Annotated in this window: 15 protein-coding genes; 7 read left to right on the top strand and 8 right to left on the bottom strand. The window is 55.0% G+C overall.

The genetic code is table 11. The features are described 5' to 3' along the window. Nucleotides 1-25: 25 nt before the first annotated feature. Entirely contained in the window at nt 26-1,327 is a 1,302-nt protein-coding gene (locus IP581_RS20200) for an MFS transporter (protein WP_017457406.1), read from the bottom strand. Nucleotides 1,328-1,792: 465 nt separating this feature from the next. Here IP581_RS20200 and uxaC point away from each other — a divergent pair, with 465 nt between their 5' ends. From uxaC to IP581_RS20185, 3 genes are all read left to right on the top strand, one after another. After that, nucleotides 1,793-3,205, top strand: coding sequence for a glucuronate isomerase (gene uxaC / locus IP581_RS20195; RefSeq protein WP_193821245.1), 1,413 nt, complete (start codon nt 1,793-1,795; stop codon nt 3,203-3,205). 17 nt (nt 3,206-3,222) lie between these two features. Next, a complete protein-coding gene (locus tag IP581_RS20190) occupies nt 3,223-4,710 on the top strand; it encodes a UxaA family hydrolase (protein ID WP_065369434.1) in 1,488 nt (495 codons plus the stop codon). 184 nt (nt 4,711-4,894) lie between these two features. Further along, entirely contained in the window at nt 4,895-5,446 is a 552-nt protein-coding gene (locus IP581_RS20185) for a YgjV family protein (RefSeq protein ID WP_193821244.1), read from the top strand. 15 nt (nt 5,447-5,461) lie between these two features. On the opposite strand, the gene sstT is transcribed toward IP581_RS20185, so the two are convergent. The 4 genes from sstT to IP581_RS20165 all read right to left on the bottom strand — a co-directional run bounded on the left by sstT (nt 5,462) and on the right by IP581_RS20165 (nt 9,766). After that, nucleotides 5,462-6,706, bottom strand: a complete 1,245-nt coding sequence (gene sstT / locus IP581_RS20180) for a serine/threonine transporter SstT (protein ID WP_086870197.1) — start codon at nt 6,704-6,706, stop codon at nt 5,462-5,464. 241 nt (nt 6,707-6,947) lie between these two features. Continuing rightward, nucleotides 6,948-7,913, bottom strand: coding sequence for a TerC family protein (locus IP581_RS20175; protein ID WP_086870199.1), 966 nt, complete (start codon nt 7,911-7,913; stop codon nt 6,948-6,950). 247 nt (nt 7,914-8,160) lie between these two features. Beyond that, nucleotides 8,161-9,159, bottom strand: coding sequence for a Gfo/Idh/MocA family protein (locus tag IP581_RS20170; RefSeq protein ID WP_097400756.1), 999 nt, complete (start codon nt 9,157-9,159; stop codon nt 8,161-8,163). Between the two features lie 106 nt (nt 9,160-9,265). Beyond that, nucleotides 9,266-9,766 carry a M48 metallopeptidase family protein gene (locus tag IP581_RS20165; RefSeq protein WP_193821243.1) on the bottom strand — a complete coding sequence of 167 codons (501 nt, stop codon included), beginning with the start codon at nt 9,764-9,766 and terminating at the stop codon, nt 9,266-9,268. Nucleotides 9,767-9,836: 70 nt separating this feature from the next. Here IP581_RS20165 and rlmG point away from each other — a divergent pair, with 70 nt between their 5' ends. After that, nucleotides 9,837-10,967: a 23S rRNA (guanine(1835)-N(2))-methyltransferase RlmG gene (gene rlmG, locus IP581_RS20160; protein WP_097400758.1), complete on the top strand. Its 1,131-nt coding sequence runs from the start codon at nt 9,837-9,839 to the stop codon at nt 10,965-10,967. A gap of 87 nt (nt 10,968-11,054) precedes the next feature. Here the strand turns inward: rlmG and IP581_RS20155 are convergent, their stop codons facing one another. Beyond that, entirely contained in the window at nt 11,055-13,076 is a 2,022-nt protein-coding gene (locus IP581_RS20155) for an NADPH-dependent 2,4-dienoyl-CoA reductase (RefSeq protein ID WP_193821242.1), read from the bottom strand. A 141-nt stretch (nt 13,077-13,217) separates the two neighbouring features. Beyond that, entirely contained in the window at nt 13,218-14,792 is a 1,575-nt protein-coding gene (gene lsrK, locus IP581_RS20150; protein ID WP_193821241.1) for an autoinducer-2 kinase, read from the bottom strand. A gap of 138 nt (nt 14,793-14,930) precedes the next feature. On the opposite strand from lsrK, the gene lsrF reads away from it, so the two are divergent. Next, a complete protein-coding gene (gene lsrF / locus IP581_RS20145) occupies nt 14,931-15,818 on the top strand; it encodes a 3-hydroxy-5-phosphonooxypentane-2,4-dione thiolase (protein ID WP_193821240.1) in 888 nt (295 codons plus the stop codon). After that, nucleotides 15,815-16,108, top strand: a complete 294-nt coding sequence (gene lsrG, locus IP581_RS20140; protein ID WP_193821239.1) for a (4S)-4-hydroxy-5-phosphonooxypentane-2,3-dione isomerase — start codon at nt 15,815-15,817, stop codon at nt 16,106-16,108. Before lsrF ends, lsrG begins: the two co-directional genes overlap by 4 nt. Nucleotides 16,109-16,273: 165 nt before the next feature. On the opposite strand, the gene ygjG is transcribed toward lsrG, so the two are convergent. Then, nucleotides 16,274-17,653: a putrescine aminotransferase gene (gene ygjG, locus IP581_RS20135; protein ID WP_167372801.1), complete on the bottom strand. Its 1,380-nt coding sequence runs from the start codon at nt 17,651-17,653 to the stop codon at nt 16,274-16,276. A gap of 432 nt (nt 17,654-18,085) precedes the next feature. Here ygjG and IP581_RS20130 point away from each other — a divergent pair, with 432 nt between their 5' ends. Continuing rightward, nucleotides 18,086-19,606, top strand: a complete 1,521-nt coding sequence (locus tag IP581_RS20130; RefSeq protein ID WP_086870218.1) for a methyl-accepting chemotaxis protein — start codon at nt 18,086-18,088, stop codon at nt 19,604-19,606. The last annotated feature ends 250 nt before the right edge of the window (nt 19,607-19,856 follow it).

Genomic DNA, 19,856 nt, shown 5'->3' with positions numbered 1-19,856 from the left:
CTTTTTTAAGTATCAAAATTGAGGTTTAGCTTTGTGCGGCGGGGCCGCCAAGCGAATGCTCTTTCACGACCTCTTCGGCTGATTTGTTTTTCAGCACGGTCCAGATAACCACGGCACCCAGCAGGTCGAACAGCGCCAGCACGGCAAACAGCGGGCTAAAGCCGATGGTATCTGCCAGCGCACCCACCACCAGCGCAAACAGGGTACTTGCTGTCCATGCTGCCATACCGGTCAGACCGTTCGCGGTTGCCACTTCGTTACGACCAAATACGTCAGAAGAGAGGGTAATCAGCGCACCGGACAGAGACTGGTGAGCAAAACCACCGATACACAGCAGGCCGATTGCCACATACGGGCTGGTGAACAGGCCAATCATACCCGGGCCAATCATCAGTACCGCGCCCATGGTCACCACCATTTTACGGGAAACAATCAGGTTCACACCGAAGACGCGCTGGAACAGCGGCGGCAGATAACCACCCACAATGCAACCCAGGTCCGCGAACAGCATCGGCATCCAGGCAAACATGGCGATTTCTTTCAGGTTAAAACCGTAAACCTTGAACATGAACAGCGGGATCCAGGCGTTAAACGTACCCCATGCTGGTTCTGCCAGGAAACGCGGCAGCGCGATACCCCAGAACTGACGGGTGCCCAGAATCTGCCAGACGGACATTTTCTTGCCGTTGTTGGTCTGGTGTTGCGCTTCCTGACCACCAATGATGTACTCGCGCTCTTCTTCGCTCAGTTTTTTCTGATCGCGCGGGTGTTTATAGAAAATCAGCCAGGCCATCGCCCAAGCAAAGCTCAGCACACCAGAGATGATGAACGCCATTTCCCAGCTATGCATGACAATTGCCCACACCACCAGCGGCGGCGCAATCATCGCACCAATAGAAGAACCGACGTTGAAGTAGCCCACCGCGATAGAACGTTCTTTCGCCGGGAACCATTCGGACGCCGCTTTCAGGCCCGCCGGGATCATCGCTGCTTCAGCGGCACCCACCGCGCCACGCGCCAGTGCCAGACCACCCCAGCTTCCCGCCAGCGCAGTCGCGCCGCAGAACACCGCCCAGGTGATCGCAAAGAAGGCATAACCAATTTTGGTGCCCAGAACATCCAGTACATAGCCTGCAACAGGCTGCATAACAGTATAAGCCGCGGAATAAGCCGCAATGATGTAAGAGTATTGCTGAGTGGTAATGTGCAGCTCTTCCATCAAGGTTGGAGCGGCAGCCGCTACGGTGTTACGTGTCAGGTAGCCCAGCACGGTGCCGACCGTCACCAGTGCTATCATGTACCAACGTAATCCTTTGATTTTACGCATGTAAACCTCATCGTTATGTTATTACCGCCTGCGCGGCCATCCTGCGATCGCGTTCGGAGGATGAAACGGGGAGGACGTAACCGGGAGAACTCCCGGTACGGCCCAAACCTTGCCATAAGTAAGCGTGTTTAAGTCGGTATCCGTACCCAAAAAATCCGATTAACTTTTTATCGGGAATGCATTCCGTCGGCTTATGTGTTCGACGGCAGGAAAGATAACTTGTCATACAACTTGAAAAGGTGAGTGACATCACAAAAGTGTTTTTCTTTGTGTGGTCTTTAACTTTGCCGGGATAAGCCAGAAACGGCGCGGGTTAGCGGGATATTCAGGCGCATGGATTGTCAGTTTTTGTCTGCTTTTATTGATCCAACTCACGAAAATATCTTCGGTCTATGGAAATTGGTGTGATAACTTTGTCAGCATTAAAGGTAAGCATCAGACGCACTCGTTTAGAGGAAGACGATAATGACCCCGTTTATGACCGAAGATTTTCTGTTAGATACCGAATTTGCTCGCCGTCTGTACCACGACTACGCAAAAGACCAGCCGATTTTTGACTACCATTGCCACTTGCCGCCACAACAGATCGCAGACAACTACCGCTTTAAGAACTTGTATGACATCTGGTTGAAAGGTGATCACTACAAATGGCGCGCCATGCGTACCAACGGCGTACCTGAGCGCCTGTGTACCGGTGACGCTTCCGATCGTGAGAAGTTTGACGCCTGGGCCGCGACCGTGCCGCACACCATTGGTAACCCGTTATACCACTGGACGCATCTGGAACTGCGTCGTCCCTTTGGTATTACAGGTAAGGTGCTGTCGCCGTCTACCGCCGACGAAATCTGGAACCGGGGTAATGAACTGCTGGCGCAGGATAAATTCTCCGCGCGCGGCATCATGCAGCAGATGAACGTGAAAATGGTCGGCACCACCGACGATCCGATTGACTCGCTGGAACACCACGCTTCGATCGCCAAAGATGGCACTTTCCACATCAAAGTGCTGCCGAGCTGGCGTCCGGATAAGGCGTTCAACATTGAACAAGCCACGTTCAACGATTACATGGCGAAACTGGGCGAAGTGTCTGATACCGACATCCGCCGTTTTGCCGATCTGCAAACTGCGCTGAGCAAACGCCTGGATCACTTCGCGGTTCACGGCTGTAAAGTTTCTGACCACGCGCTGGACGTGGTGCTGTTTGCTGAAGCCAGCGAATCTGAACTGGATAGCATCCTGGCGCGTCGCCTGGCAGGTGAAACGCTTGGTGAGAAAGAGGTGGCGCAGTTTAAAACCGCGGTACTGGTATGGCTGGGCGCGGAATACGCCCGTCGCGGTTGGGTGCAGCAGTACCACATCGGCGCGCTGCGTAACAACAACCTGCGTCAGTTCAAACTGCTGGGGCCGGACGTTGGTTTCGATTCCATCAACGACCGTCCGCTGGCGGAAGAGCTCTCTAAACTGCTGAGCAAGCAGAATGAAGAGAACCTGCTGCCGAAAACTATTCTGTACTGCCTGAACCCGCGTGATAACGAGGTGCTGGGCACCATGATCGGCAACTTCCAGGGCGAAGGTATGCCAGGCAAAATGCAGTTCGGTTCCGGCTGGTGGTTTAACGACCAGAAAGATGGCATGGAACGTCAGATGACACAGCTGGCGCAACTGGGTCTGCTGAGCCGCTTTGTCGGCATGCTGACCGACAGCCGCAGCTTCCTGTCTTACACCCGCCACGAATATTTCCGTCGCATCCTGTGCCAGATGATTGGCCGCTGGGTCGAAGCGGGCGAAGCCCCGGCGGATATTCAACTGCTGGGCGAAATGGTGAAAAACATCTGCTTTAACAATGCGCGTGACTACTTCGCGATTGAACTGAACTAAGGCCGTTTGAGGTTGATATGCAATACATCAAGATCCATTCGCTGGATAACGTTGCGGTAGCACTGGCGGATCTCGCTGAAGGCGCGGAAGTCGTTATCGACAACCAGACCGTTCGGCTGCGCCAGGCGGTGGGGCGCGGGCACAAGTTTGCCCTGCAACCTATCGCCAAAGGTGAAAATGTTGTCAAGTATGGTCTGCCAATTGGTCATGCGACTGCAGATATCGCGTCGGGCGAGTACATCCATTCCCATAATGCCCGTACCAATCTGAGCGATGTGGACGAGTATAGCTATCAACCTGATTTTCAGGAGGAAGGCGCACAGGCGGCGGATCGTGACATTCAGATCTACCGCCGCGCTAACGGCGAAGTCGGGATCCGCAACGAGTTGTGGATCCTGCCGACGGTCGGCTGTGTGAACGGTATTGCCCGTCAGATCCAGAGCCGTTTCCTGAAAGAGACGCAGGACGCCGAAGATATCGACGGCGTTTACCTGTTCAGCCACACCTACGGTTGTTCCCAACTGGGGGATGACCACATTAATACCCGCACCATGCTGCAAAACATGGTGCGTCACCCGAACGCAGGCGCGGTGCTGGTGATTGGTCTGGGCTGTGAAAACAACCAGGTCGACGCCTTCCGTCAGACACTCGGTGAATTCGATCCGGAACGCGTCCACTTTATGGTCTGCCAACACCAGGATGACGAAGTGGAAGCCGGTCTTGAGCATTTGCATGAACTGTATCAGGCGATGCGCAACGACAAGCGTGAGCCGGGCAAACTGAGTGAGCTGAAATTCGGCCTCGAATGCGGCGGCTCTGATGGCCTTTCCGGCATCACCGCCAACCCGATGCTGGGGCGTTTCTCGGATTACGTAATCGGCAACGGTGGCACTACCGTGCTGACCGAAGTCCCAGAGATGTTCGGCGCGGAACGCATTCTGATGAGTCACTGCCGCGACGAAAGTACCTTTGAAAAGACCGTCACCATGGTCAACGACTTCAAACAGTACTTTATCGCGCATAATCAGCCGATTTACGAAAACCCATCACCGGGTAATAAAGCGGGCGGGATCACCACGCTTGAAGAGAAATCACTGGGTTGCACGCAAAAAGCGGGTGCCAGCCAGGTGGTGGACGTGCTGCGTTACGGTGAGCGTCTGAAAACCCACGGTTTAAACCTGCTGAGCGCACCCGGTAACGATGCTGTTGCCACCAGCGCGTTGGCCGGCGCGGGCTGCCATATGGTGCTGTTCAGTACCGGTCGCGGTACGCCATACGGTGGTTTTGTGCCGACGGTGAAAATCGCCACTAACAGCGAACTGGCGGCGAAGAAAAAACACTGGATCGACTATGATGCCGGTCAGTTGATTCACGGCAAAGCGATGCCGCAACTGCTGAGCGAGTTCGTGGATGTGATCGTCGATATCGCGAACGGCAAAAAGACCTGTAACGAGAAAAACGATTTCCGTGAACTGGCTATTTTCAAAAGCGGCGTCACGCTCTGATTGATGATTATCTTTCGCGCCACGCCTGAGTTGGCTGCGTTCATTCACCCCGGTCGCTTACTTGTGTAAACGACCGGGGATTTGTGAGCTTGCCGCTTTGGCTGGCGCGAAATCTTTTGGTAAATGCCTCCCGGCAGGCATTGAGTGATGTGCTGCTTTATCCCAAATCCTACAAGGAATTTTCATGACCACGTATTGGCTTGCCCAGGGCGTTGGTGTCATTGCCTTTCTGATTGGTATTACAACCTTTATCAACCGTGATGAACGGCGCTTCAAAAAACAACTCTCGGTCTACAGCGCCATTATCGGCGTACATTTCTTTCTGATGGGCGCATTTCCTGCCGGCTCCAGCGCCATGCTTAACGCCATTCGCACCCTGATTACTTTGCGTACCCGTAGCGTGTGGATAATGGCGCTGTTTATTGTGCTTACCGGTGGCTTAGGGCTGGCGAAATTTCACCATCCCATGGAGTTGTTACCTGTTGCCGGTACGATCGTCAGCACCTGGGCGCTGTTTCGTTTTAAAGGCCTGCCGATGCGCTGCGTGATTTGGTGCTCAACCGGTTGCTGGGTGATCCACAATATCTGGCTCGGATCGATTGGCGGTTCGCTGATCGAAGGCAGCTTTTTAGTGATGAATGGCCTGAACATTATCCGCTTCTGGCGCATGCAAAAACGCGGCATCGACCCGTTTAAAGTCGAGACCGCGCAGCAAGAGAAACCGGCTGCCCGGTGAAGGCAGCCAAAAAGATTAGTTACGCAGAGGATTATTCACCAGCCGCTCATCTTCCGCCTGGCACACCGCCGCGGTAAACAGCACATCGGTAGAGGAGTTGAGCGCGGTTTCGCAGGAGTCCTGCAATACGCCGATAATAAAGCCGACCGCTACCACCTGCATCGCCACATCGTTGGAAATACCAAACATATTGCAGGCCAGCGGGATCAGTAGCAGCGAGCCGCCCGCCACACCGGACGCGCCACAGGCACAGAGCGACGCCACCACGCTCAGCAACAGCGCCGTCGGCACATCAACCGTAATGCCCAGCGTATGCACTGCCGCCAGCGCCAGCACGGTAATGGTGATTGCCGCGCCCGCCATGTTAATGGTGGCACCCAGCGGGATAGAAACTGAATAGGTATCGCGATCGAGATTCAGCTTCTCGCACAGCGCCATGTTCACGGGAATATTCGCCGCTGAACTGCGGGTGAAAAAGGCGGTGACGCCGCTTTCGCGCAGGCAGGTAAAGACCAGCGGGAAAGGATTGCGGCGGATCTTCCAGTACACCAGCAGCGGGTTAACCACCAGTGCGACAAACGCCATGCAGCCCACCAGCACCACCAGCAGTTGCGCATAGCCTAACAGTGCGCCAAAACCGGATGTCGCAAGGGTAGATGAGACGAGGCCGAAAATGCCGATCGGCGCAAAGCGGATCACGATCCGCACCATAAAGGTCACCGCGCCGGCCATATCCTGTACCAGATTTTTGGTGCTCTCGTTACTGTGGCGCAGCGCGAAGCCCAGCCCCACGGCCCACACCAGAATGCCGATGTAGTTCGCGTCCATGATCGCAGTCACCGGGTTGGCGATCATGCTGGTCAGTAAACCGCGCAACACCTCCACGATGCCGGATGGCGGCGCGACATCATTGGCGCCTGGCACAAGCTGAAGCGTGGAAGGGAAGAGGAAACTGACCAGCACGGCGGTCAGCGCGGCAGTGAACGTGCCTAACAGGTAAAGCACCAGAACCGGGCGCAGATGCGTCTTTTGCCCTTGTTGATGACTGGCGATGGAGGCCATTACCAGCATTAACACCAGAACCGGTGCCACCGCTTTTAACGCGCTGACGAAAAGCGTGCCCAGAATACCTGTCGCAATAGCGGCGGGAGTGGAGATCCACGCCAGTAAAATACCCAGAATTAAGCCAATAAGAATTTGTTTCACCAGGCTGCCATCAATCAAGCGTTGCAGTAACCCGGTGGAGCGGTGCGTTGTCATGCCATGTTCCTTTCGTGTTGTGGAGTCGCATCCCGCATGCCTTTTTAGGGTGGCATTTGTCAGGATGTAACATTTGATTGCAGAAAGGAGTATATGGACTCTGTGGCAACACGGAAGGGGTAACAGCGCACTTTTCCGGCCTGGCGCGGCTTTTTGATTTTTTGTGTTAACGTTTTGTGATAAAGGCGACAAGGCTGATGAAATGGCCGCTCCGCACACTGGCAGAGCGGCCATTTACGGCTTACGCCCTATTTTTCTTGTCGTTCTGGTGGTTAACCCACGCGTTGAGCAGCATGGTTAGCACAAGGATGCCGCCCACCACGCCAAGCGAGATGGCGATCGGAATATGGAAGAAATCGACAATCAGCATCTTAATGCCGATAAACACCAGAATGACCGACAAACCATATTTGAGCATCGAGAAACGCTCCGCTACGCCCGCCAGCAGGAAGTACATCGCACGCAGGCCCAGAATCGCAAACAAGTTTGAAGTCAGCACGATAAACGGATCGGTGGTCACGGCAAAAATCGCCGGGATACTGTCGACCGCGAAAATCACATCACTCAGCTCAACCAGAATCAGCACCAGCAGCAGCGGCGTGGCAAACAGCAGGCCATTTTTACGCACGAAAAAGTGCTCATTTTCGATGGTGTCGGTCATGCGTAAATGGCTGCGCAGCCAGCGCACCAGCGGTTTGTCGCCGATCCCGGTTTCGTCCTCTTTCGCCAGCGCCATTTTCACCCCGGTAAAGAGCAGGAAGGCACCAAAGACATACAGCAGCCACGAGAACTGGGTGATAAGCCAGCTGCCAGCGAAAATCATAATCGTGCGCAGCACAATCGCGCCGAGCACGCCGTAAACCAGCACCCGGCGCTGCAACGCGGCCGGTACAGCGAAGTAGCTAAACAGCATCAGCCAGACGAAGACGTTATCGACCGCCAGCGCTTTTTCAATCAAATACCCGGTGAGAAACGCCAGCGCCTGCGTGTCGGCAACGGCGCGTCCTTCGGTTTGCGTGAGATACCACCAGAAAGCGGCGTTGAATAGCAGGGAGAGGCTGACCCAAACCACAGACCAGGCGGCCGCCTGCTTCATGGTCATCGTATGGACGCCGCGACGCCCCTGAAGCAGAAGGTCGATGGCCAGCATAATCACGACCACAATCGCGAAGCCGCCCCATAACATCGGTGTGCCGACAGTATTCATTGTGTGAATCCTTACCTGAAAACAAAAAAGGCTAACATCGGAAGAGGTTAGCCGTTTGCTTTAGGTGCAATGGATCCTCGCCTTCCGGCAAGGTCTCACTTACGTCTGGAAAGACGCCCGGCGACCGGATGCATATACGCATCGTAATGACGATCCACCGGCAATGAAGTTACTCCCCTTTGCAGGTAACAAAATATGTCAGCACATTGATTCCGTCAATGTGAAACCCTGCAGGCTTTACGAACCTTTACGCCGGAAGCTGTTCGCCAATGTCATCTGCCGGGAACACAACGCCAATCTGGCGGCGAATTTCCGTCAGCAGTTTTGCCGTGACCCGGCTGACATCCAGCCCTGGATGGTTGACTTCGTTCTCTTCCACCAGGCGGGCAAAGGTTTCCGCTTCATACAGCATGGTATTGATGTGCTGCGGCTGTGTCAGTTCCTGCGCTTTGCCGCCGCGCGGCACGAACGAGACTTTCTGGCATTCAGAGATTTTCTCAATCACCAGCGATCCGGCTTCACCCTGAATTTCGCTCGGCAGCACTGAATCACTCACTTTTGAGTGTTGCAGCGTGACGCTGAAATCACCGTAATCCATCACCACTACGCCATGCGCATCCACGCCGCTTTCCAGCAGGCTGGCGGTGGCCTGAACGCTGTGCGGCTCGCCCCACAGCGCCACGGCGGACGCCAGACAGTAAAAGCCGATATCCATAATTGAACCGTTAGAAAACGCCGGATTGAAGGTGTTCGGGTTTTCTCCGTCCAGGTAGCGCTGGTAGCGCGACGAATACTGGCAGTAGTTGATAAAGGCTTTACGGAGCTTACCCACTTTGGCCAGCGTTTGTTTCAGCAATATAAAATTCGGCAGGCTGGCGGTTTTGAACGCTTCAAACAGCACCACCTGATTTTCCCTGGCGCAGGCGATAGCCGCTTCCACTTCACGCAGGTTGGAGGCCAGCGGTTTTTCGCAGATCACATGCTTTTTGTGACGCAGAAAAAGCTGGGTCTGCGGGAAGTGCAGGGAATTCGGGCTGGCAATATAAACCGCGTCAATCGCATCGCTTTGCGCCATATCCTCAAGCGAGGTAAACAGATGTTCGACCGGGTAGTCGTTGGCGAAAGTTTGCGCCTGTTCAAGGCTGCGGGAAAAAACGGCGGTGAGTTTATATTTGCCCGTTTCATGGGCGGCATCGACAAACTGGCGGGTGATCCAGTTCGTACCTATGACAGCGAAACGTATCATACAGGCGCTAATTCTCCGTAAAAGGGATCTTTGGCCACTCTACCACGACGAGATGACAAAACCAGTGCACTGCCCCGCACAAGCACAAAAGGCCATGGTCAAAATGTCACCCGTTGCGATCCAGCGTAAGCTGCGTCAGCCACAACCGCGTATCAAACTCAAGCTGGTGGTACTGCGGCTCCATATAGCAGCACAACTGGTAGAACGCTTTGTTGTGCTCTTTCTCTTTCAGATGCGCAAGCTCGTGAACTACGATCATCCGCAAGAAGGCTTCTGGCGCGTCGCGAAACACCGTGGCGACGCGGATTTCCGCTTTGGCTTTTAACTTGCCGCCCTGCACACGCGAGACCGCCGTATGCAGGCCGAGCGCGTTGTTTAACACATGGATTTTACTGTCATACATCACTTTATTCACCGGCGCGGCGTTACGCAGATACTGATTTTTCAACTCTTGCGTATAGTGATAAAGCGCTTTATCGGTGGTGATGTCGTGGCTTTCCGGGTAGCGCTTTTTCAGCACCTCGCCCTGCCGGTTCTGTTCAATCAGGGCAGTAACCTGCGTCAGCAGGGATTCAGGGTAGCCCTGAAGATAGGTCAGCTTGTTCATGGCGAAATGTGTTTACATCTCCGGATAATTAAGCGATAAAACGCGCGAATTTTAGCATTACGGAGGGGCGATGAGCCAGGTTGAGTTAAACGGACAATCATTCACTTTAGACAGATTCCCTGTCGGCGTGGAAGAGGCGTCGCTACAGGCGTGGGACGCGGCGGATGAGTATCTGCTGCAACAGGTGAATGAGGTCGATGGCCCGGTTCTTATTTTTAACGACAGCTTCGGCGCGCTGGCCTGTGCGCTGGCGTCGCATCGCCCTGTTTCCGTCAACGACTCCTGTATCGCGGAGCTGGCGACGCAGCATAACTTGCGCATTAACGATCTGGACGAAACCGCCGTTACGCTGCAAGACAGCCTGCGTCCGCTGCCTGCAAACCCGTCGTTAGTGCTTATCAAAGTGCCAAAACAGCTGGCGCTGCTTGAGCAGCAACTGCGTGCGCTGCGCAACGTGGTGACACCGCAAACGCGGATTATCGCCGGGGCGAAAGCGCGCGATATCCACAACTCGACGTTAGCGCTGTTTGAAAAAATTCTTGGGCCGACTACCACCACGCTGGCATGGAAAAAAGCGCGGCTTATCAACTGTACGTTTAGCGCGCCTGCGCTTGACGAGAGTGCCATGCTCGCCAGTTGGAAACTGGATGGCACGAACTGGACTATCCATAACCATGCCAACGTCTTTTCCCGCAGCGGGCTGGATATAGGCGCGCGATTTTTCCTGCAACATCTGCCGGAAAACGTTGACGGTGAGATGGTTGATCTGGGCTGTGGTAACGGTGTGATTGGTTTAACACTGCTGGCGCAAAACCCGAACAGCCGTGTGTTGTTCACCGACGAGTCGGCGATGGCGGTAGCTTCCGCGCGGCTTAATGTGGAAACGAACCTGCCGGAAGCGGTGGAGCGCAGCGAATATATGATTAATAACTCGCTGTCCGGCGTGGAGCCGGACAGGTTTGATGCGATAATGTGTAACCCGCCGTTCCACCAGCAGAGCGCGATTACCGATCATATTGCCTGGCAGATGTTTAACGATGCGCGTTACTGCCTGAAATATGGCGGCGAGCTGCGCATTGTCGGCAACCGCCATCTCGACTATTTCCGCAAGCTAAAACGCGTATTTGGCAACTGCGAAACCCTCGCCACCAACAACAAGTTCGTGGTGCTTAAAGCGGTGAAAGTGCGTAAGAAACGCTAACGGAAAGTGGCCCGCTTTGCGGGCCACTTTGTTATCCATAGAAACCCCCCAGCCAGGCTGGGGTCGGAAAGCTTTAAGCCAGTTATTTTAAATTACCAGCGCCAGCTTTGTTCCTTGCGCAATCGCCCGGCGGGCATCCAGCTCCAGCGCCACATCGCAGCCACCGATTAAATGCACTGTTTTACCTGCTTCGCGCAGCGGTTCCGCCAGCTCGCGTTTTGGCTCCTGGCCTGCGCAGATCACCACATGATCGACGGCTAACAGTTGGGGTTCGCCGCCGATCAACAGATGCAAACCGGCATCGTCGATCTTTTGATAACTGACCGACGGGATCATTTTTACCCCGCGCGACAGCAACGTGGCACGGTGGATCCAGCCAGTCGTTTTCCCAAGGCCTTCACCAGGTTTACTGGCTTTACGCTGCAACATCACAATGCGCCGCGGGCTTTTCGGCAACTGCGGCCCTTCCGGGCGCAAACCGCCGACTTCATTCAGGCTGGTATCAATACCCCATTCCACACAAAACTCGGCGATGTTCTGGCTGGTTGGCTCGCCCGGCTGGCTTAAATACATCGCGGTATCAAAGCCAATCCCGCCGCAGCCAATAATGGCCACACTTTCGCCCACCGGCGCTTTATCGCGCAGCACATCGAGGTAGTTCAGCACTTTCGGATGATCGATCCCGTCGATCGGCGGCATTCGCGGTTCAATGCCGCTGGCAAGGATCACCTCGTCAAAGCCCAGCAGGGTGGTCGGATCGACGCGTTGATTCAGGCGCAACGTAACACAGGTCAGATCGATCATCCGCCGGTAGTAACGCAGCGTTTCGTAGAACTCCTCTTTGCCGGGGATCTGTTTGGCGACATTAAACTGCCCGCCAATCTCCGCCTGGGCGTCAAACAGCGTCACGCTGTGCCCGCGCGCGGCGGCATTAATGGCGAACGCCAGCCCGGCGGGGCCTGCGCCGACCACCGCCAGATTTTTCTTTTGCACAGCGGGAAGCACCGGCATCAGCGTTTCATGGCAGGCGCGGGGGTTTACAAGGCAGGAGGTGACGTTGCCAACGAAGATCTGATCCAGGCAGGCCTGGTTACAACCGATGCAGGTGTTGATCTCATCCGCACGGCCAGTCTGCGCTTTCGACATAAACTCGGCATCGGCCAGAAACGGGCGCGCCATCGACACCATATCGGCATCACCGCGCGCGAGGATCTCGTCGGCAACTTGCGGATCGTTAATACGGTTGGTGGTGATAAGCGGCACCTTCACTTTGCCTTTCAGCTTACGTGTGACCCAACTAAACGCGCCGCGCGGCACTGGTGTGGCAATGGTTGGGATGCGCGCTTCGTGCCAGCCAATACCGGTATTAATAATCGTCGCGCCTGCGGCTTCCACTGCCTGCGCCAGCGCGATGGTTTCCTCAAGCGTACCGCCGCCTTCGACCAGATCCAGCATCGACAGGCGATAGATAATGATAAAGTCGCTGCCGACGCGCTCGCGCACGGCGCGTACCACTTCCAGTGCAAAGCGCATGCGTCGGGCATAATCACCGCCCCATTCATCTTCACGATGATTGGTGCGCGCGGCGAGAAATTCGTTAATCAGGTAGCCCTCAGAACCCATCACCTCAACGCCGTCGTAACCGGCCTGCTGCGCCAGCGCGGCGCAACGGGCGAAATCATCAATCAGCGTCAGAATCTCATCATGGCTCAACGCGTGTGGCATAAAGCGGTTGATCGGCGCCTGTAACGCCGACGGCGCAACCAGGTGCGGCTGATAACTGTAGCGCCCGGTGTGCAGAATTTGCAGGGCGATTTTGCCGCCTTCCTCGTGCACTGCGTCGGTGATTTGCCGGTGATGGGGAAGCTGGCTGACATCATGCAGCACCGCGCCGCCCTCCATAGTGACGCCGGAAAGGGCTGGCGCAACACCGCCAGTGACTATCAGCCCGACACCATGACGGGCGCGTTCGGCATAAAATGCCGCCAGCCGCTCTGCGCCGTCCGGACGCTCCTCCAGACCGGTGTGCATTGAACCCATCAGCACACGGTTTTTTAACGTGGTAAAGCCCAGATCGAGTGGGGCGAACAGCGACGGGTAGTGGCTCATGCTCTCTTCCAATGTAAAATTATTGTTATGTGGTCGGATGAGTTCTACTTTAGCCGTCGCGGCAGAAAAGGGAAAAGGCGGAGCGAATGATTGTGATGGGATTCAAATATCCCTCTCCCACGCGGGAGAGGGAAAAGCGCGTCAGGCGCCGGTTGTTAAGCCGGGTGCCTGCCACAAAGAGGTGGTTAAACCGCTGTCGACCAGCCCGAGCTGCTCGGCGTAGACTTTCTGCCACTTCAGCATCATGGTGTCGTACAGCTCGCGATATTCCGGGTTTGGCGTAAATTCCCGACTCCAGCGCACCAGCCGTTCGCCGGTGGCGGCCATATCGTCATACAACCCGGCGCCGACACCCGCGGCGATAGCGCAGCCCAGCGCGGTGGCCTCCTTCACTTCCGGCACGCGTACCGGCAGGCCTGTGACATCACTTAAAATCTGGCTCCACAACGCGCCTTTCGCACCGCCACCGGCGAAGACCAGGCTTGCGAACTGTACGCCGGAAAAGCGCGAAATCTGCGCCAGATTGCAGGCGGAAACAATGGCGGCGTTCTCTTCCAGCGCGCGGAACAGCGTGGCTTTGTTGCATTTTTCCGGGTCGATGGAGAGGTTAATAAACGACGGCGCGGCGTGATACCACTGCTTAAAGTGCATGGCATCGGAGAAAATGGGCATCACGCCCCATGAACCCGCCGGCACCCGGCCAGCCATCTCTTCCAGTAAGGTATAGGCGTCAATGCCCATCCGATCGGCAATCAACTTTTCTTCGGCGCAAAACGCGTCGCGGAACCAGCGCATGGTCAGGCCGGTAAAAAAGCTTATCGACTCGGCTTGCACCATGCCTGGAATAACATGCGGATTGACGCGGATATTCATTTCCGGATCGGTGCGCACCTGCGGCAGGTTCACCACTTGCTGCCAGAATGTGCCGCCGAGCACGGCGGTTTGCCCGGCGCGAACCACGCCAAGCCCAAGGCTGCCGAGCTGTACATCACCGCCGCCCATCACTACCGGTGTGCCTTCCCGCAGGCCGCACTCTTGTGCCGCCAGGTGAGTGACTTCGCCCAACAGGCTGCCGGTCTCTTTCACCGGTGATAACAGATCCGGACGTAACCCGGCCATATCCAGCAAATCAGGTCGCCAGTCGCGGGTAAAGAGATCGAGCATACCGGTGGTTCCGGCATTGGAAGGATCCACCGCTAACCAGCCGGAAAGACGCGAGGCCAGCCAGTCGCTGATCATGGTGATAGTGGCGGTATCGCGGTAAATGTCGGGACGGTGATGCGCCAGCCACAGCAAACGCGGCATGGCGCTGAGCGCCAGTGTCTGCCCGGAAACGCTGTAGACTTCGGCTTCAAACTGCCAGTCATGGATCTCTTTTAACTCGGCAACTTCATGGCTGGCGCGGGAATCCACATTGGCGCACGCCCAGATGGCGTCGCCATTGGCGTTATACAGCACGATGCCTTCGCGCATGGAGCAACAGGCGACTGACTGGATATCCGCGCCGCTCAGACCGGCGTTTTTCAGCGCCTGACGGATGCACTGGCAGGCAAGTTGCCAGTTGGTGTTGAGGTCGAACTCCATTGAGCCGGGGACGTTTTCCACGCTGAGGTGTTTCCACTCGGCCTGGCCGACGGCAATTTGCCGTCCGCTTAAGTCGAAGATCACTGCCCGAATGCTGCCAGTTCCTGCATCTAACGCTAAAAGGTAACTCATGGGTTTTGCCCCCTCGCAAGCATCATAGATAAAACTGTGATCCTCGTACGGTCGTAAATATAGTTCAGCGCCTACGCTTTTGAACATTCTTCAGTCACAAAATCACTTGTTCTATCACAGCTTTTTGCGGGAGGCAGGATGGCGGATGTAGATGACATCAAAGATGGCAAAGACTTTGGACTGGGCACCGCGCAGCAAAATGTGCCTTTCACGCTGAAGGGCTGCGGTGCGCTGGACTGGGGCATGCAATCGCGGCTGGCAAGGATCTTTAACCCACAGAGTAACCGCACGGTGATGCTGGCGTTCGATCACGGCTATTTCCAGGGGCCGACCACCGGGCTTGAGCGTATTGATCTGTCGATTGCACCGCTGTTCGCGCAAACCGATGTGCTGATGTGTACGCGCGGCATTTTGCGCAGTGTGGTGCCGCCCGCCACCAATAAACCGGTGGTGCTGCGCGCCTCCGGTGGCAACTCAATCCTCGCCGAACTCTCTAACGAATGTGTGGCGGTGGCGATGGAAGATGCGCTACGGCTGAACGTCTGCGCGGTAGCGGCGCAAATTTATATTGGCAGCGAGTATGAGCACCAGTCGATCAACAACATCATCAAGCTGGTGGATGCGGGCAACCGTTACGGTATGCCGACGATGGCGGTGACCGGCGTGGGGAAAGAGATGACGCGCGACGCGCGTTACTTTTCGCTGGCCAGCCGTATCGCCGCCGAAATGGGCGCGCAGTTTGTGAAAACCTACTTTGTTGAAGAGGGGTTTGAAAAAGTCACCGCCAGTTGCCCGGTGCCGATCGTGATTGCTGGTGGGAAAAAATTACCCGAGCAGGAGGCGCTGGAGATGTGTTTCCGCGCGATTGATCAGGGCGCGTCGGGCGTGGATATGGGGCGCAATATTTTCCAGTCCAGCGCGCCGCTCGCCATGCTCAAGGCGGTAAAAAAAGTGGTACACGAGCACATGCACGCCCGTGAGGCGTACCAGTTCTGGCTGGAGGAGAAACAAGGAGAGCAACCATGAATGTGACGCTGGTAGAAATCAATATTAAACCGGACAGGGTAGATGAGTTTTTACAGGTGTTTCGCGCCAATCATGAAGGCGCGATCCGCGAGCCGGGGAATCTGCGTTTTGATGTGCTGCAGGATCCGAAAGTGAAAACCCGCTTTTTTATTTATGAAGCGTATTGGGATGAAGCCGCAGTGCTGGCGCATAAAGAGACGCCGCACTACCTGGCGTGTGTGGAGAAGCTGGAAGAACTGATGTCGGAACCGCGCAAAAAACGCAGCTTTATTGGTTTACTGCCGGAGTAACCATCCGCTTTCCTGGCGGCATTGATCGCGCCTGCAAACGATGTTTTAACGTGAGATTCAAATCTCAACACAATAGGGCAGAAAAGCTGAACGTATTGATAACCACTCATTTTCCATAAGCAATAAAAAACCCTCTCCCGGCGGGAGAGGGTTTTATGCGTCTGTTTACGCCAGCTCTTCGGTAACCCGCAGTGCTGCCAGCGCATTGGCTGCCGCTTTCAGCACTTCCTCACACTGCTCGATGGTCAGCGTCAGCGGCGGTTCGATACGAATGGTTTTCGCGTTATTCAATGTTCCGGCGACCAGCACCCGCTGGCGGAACATCTCACTGGCAAAGTTGTAGCCCGTTTCGTTATCGACAAACTCAATCGCCATCAGCATCCCGCGACCGCGCGCATCCTGCACCAGATCCGGATATTGACGTACCAGCGCTCGGAAGCCGTCCAGCAGCATGTCGCCTTTCTGCTCCGCCTGAGCAGGCAGGTTCTCTTCCAACAGCACATTGATGGTTGCCAGCGCTGCCGCACACGCCAGCGGGTTACCGCCAAAGGTGGTGGTGTGCAGGAAGGGGTTATCAAACAGCACCGAGAACACCTCTTCAGTGGCGACAGTGGCACCAATCGGCATCACGCCGCCGCCCAGCGCTTTCGCCAGGCACAAAATGTCTGGCTGCACGTTTTCGTGTTCGCAGGCGAACATTTTGCCTGTACGACCCATGCCGGTTTGCACTTCGTCAAAAATGAGCAGTGCGCCAAACTCATCACACAGCTTACGTACCGCTGGCAGATAACCGGCAGGTGGTAAGATCACGCCACCTTCACCCTGGATCGGCTCCAGGATCACGGCGGCGACATCATCACCGGTTTTCCGGCATTCGCTAAGCAGCGTACGCATCGCTTCTATGTCGCCAAACGGCACATGGCGGAAGCCCGGCAGCAGCGGCATAAAGGGTTTGCGGAAGGTCGATTTCGCCGTTGCCGACAATGCGCCCAGCGACTTACCGTGGAACGCGCCGCTGGTGGCGACAAAGGTGAATTTGCCGCGCGGTGACTGGTACGCTTTGGCCAGTTTCAGCGCCGCTTCGACGGATTCTGTTCCGCTATTGCTAAAGAAGCTGTATTTCAGTTTGCCGGGCGTCAGTGCCGCCAGCGTTTTGGCCAGCATCGCGCGTAATGGATCGAGCAATTCCTGGCTATGCAGAGGTTGTTTCGCGAGTTGATTCTGTACGGCGGAAACCACAACTGGATTACGGTGCCCCACATTGAAAATTCCAAATCCACCCAGGCAATCTAAAAACTCCTGCCCCTGGGTGTCGACAAGCGTGTTCAAACTGCCAGCTTGCCACTCTACGGCTCCGTAATCCCCGCCGGCGGTAACAGATTTTCGATACTCTAAAAACCCCGGATTGACATGCTCTTTAAAGTAATCCACCACCTCTCGGTTTAATGCTTTCATCTCCTCATGGTCGAGCGTTCGCTTTTCAATGAGATTCAGTGCGTGAGCGCTGCACGCTAATGCCGATGCGCTGGAAGGTAACCTGTTCAAAATGGGCTCCAGGGGCTCGCGTATCACATGATACCGATTTAAGTATTGCAGGGATTACGCCACTTCGGTGCGGGAAGCATAAATCGGGATAATTGCCAGGGGAAAATGAAGGTGCGCAAAATTTAATCATGCCGTTACGTTAATATTTTGTATCTTTTGTGATTAAAAATTGTTCGCTTGCAGAGAGGAGATGAGTGGCATTGCGCTCATATGGTGCAATAAATGCGCGATTATAGGGCGTTTGTGTTAGGAAAACTCAGTGATAACATGACGAAATTATTAAAATCATAGGGTTAACGAGCCCACGAAAATCAGGGTTTTATTGCAAATTGCGATCTAAATCAAATTTAACAACTAAAGATAAACCCATTATCGCCGAAATAACATTCGCAGTAATTTTTAACAGCAATATAACCTGCATAGGACGCAATCATGTCTTCTCCTCCTTATGTCAGCCAACAGCGCTTTATGCTGGAGGATGACACCACGCTGATGTCGACAACGGACCAGCAAAGTTACATTACCCACGCCAACGACGCGTTTATCCATGCCAGTGGCTACTCCCACAGTGAGTTGCTCGGCCAACCCCATAACCTTGTTCGCCACCCGGATATGCCTAAAGCGGCATTTGCCGATATGTGGTACACCCTGAAGCAGGGCGAGCCGTGGAGCGGCATCGTCAAAAACCGACGTAAAAATGGCGATCATTACTGGGTGCGGGCCAACGCCGTTCCCATGGTGCGCGATGGCAAAGTCACCGGCTACATGTCGATTCGCACCGAGGCGAAAGATGAGGAGATCGCCGCTGTTGAACCGTTGTACAAAGCGTTAAATGAAGGGCGCTGCAACAAACGTGTCTATAAAGGCCTGGTCATTAGCAAACACTGGTGGGGGAAACTGGCAGGCATGCCGCTACGCTGGCGTGCGCGTGGCGTAATGACGTTGTTGTGGGCTGCGCAATTTATCGGGTTGTGGTTTACCGGCGCAGGCGGCCTGCCGCTGGCGGTGAGCACCCTGGCGATGCTGCTGGGCTGCCTGGCATTTGAGTGGCAAATTGTTCGCCCGGCGGAAAATGTGGCGCGTCAGGCGCTGAGTGTCGCCACCGGGGAGCGCAATAGCGTGCAACCGCTGAACCGCAGCGATGAGCTGGGGCTGACATTGCGGGCGATCGGGCAACTGGGGCTGATGTGCCGTTGGTTGATCAATGACGTTTCAACTCAGGTTCACAGTGTGCGTAGCGGCAGTGAAACGCTGGCGAAAGGTAATGAAGATCTGAATGAACGCACGCGCCAGACGGTGGTAAATGTGCAGCAGACGGTTGCCACCATGAGCCAGATGGCGGCATCGGTACAAAACAACTCGCAAACGGCATCGGCGGCAGATGAGCTCTCCAGCTCCGCCAGTAGCGCCGCGACGCACGGCGGCAAAGCAATGGAGACGGTGGTGAAAACCATGGACGAGATTGCCGACAGCACCGGACGCATTGGATCTATTACCAAGCTGATTAATGACATCGCTTTCCAGACCAATATTCTGGCGCTGAATGCCGCGGTAGAAGCCGCCAGAGCAGGCGAGCAGGGCAAAGGATTTGCGGTGGTGGCGGGGGAAGTGCGTCACCTGGCGAGCCGCAGCGCCAGCGCGGCGAATGATATTCGTAAGCTGATCGACGCCAGCGCCAGTAAAGTGCAGTCTGGTTACGACCAGGTGCATGCCGCAGGCCGGACGATGGAAGATATTGTCAATCAGGTGCAAAACGTCACCGCGCTGATTGGCCAGATTAGCCAGTCGACCTCTGAGCAGGCGACGGGGCTTTCCGAATTGACGCGTGCGGTGGCGGAGCTGGATGCCATCACCCAGAAAAACGCGGGCCTGGTCGAGGAGAGCGCGGCGGTGTCGGCAATGGTTAAACACCGCGCAGACCGCCTGCAGGATGCTGTATCCGTCTTGCACTGATCGCGTTTTAAAGAACAAAAAACCGTCCGTCACCTTACGGGCGGTTTTTTATTAATTAATTTTCCTGCCGCCATCATTTTATGTGATGGTGATGTGTATTATTTGTTAATTTATTATTAAATTAAATTCATTTTGCGAAGTATAATTATATTCCACGTTTGTTTATTTAAATTTTAATTAACTTTAATGTAGTGTCATTAATATCTGTTGTGAATATATATAGCTGAACACATATAACGATCGATAAATA

This window comes from Kosakonia pseudosacchari (assembly GCF_015167415.1).
Classification (GTDB): Bacteria; Pseudomonadota; Gammaproteobacteria; order Enterobacterales; family Enterobacteriaceae; genus Kosakonia; species Kosakonia pseudosacchari.
This window is presented reverse-complemented; position numbering and strand designations above follow the sequence as displayed.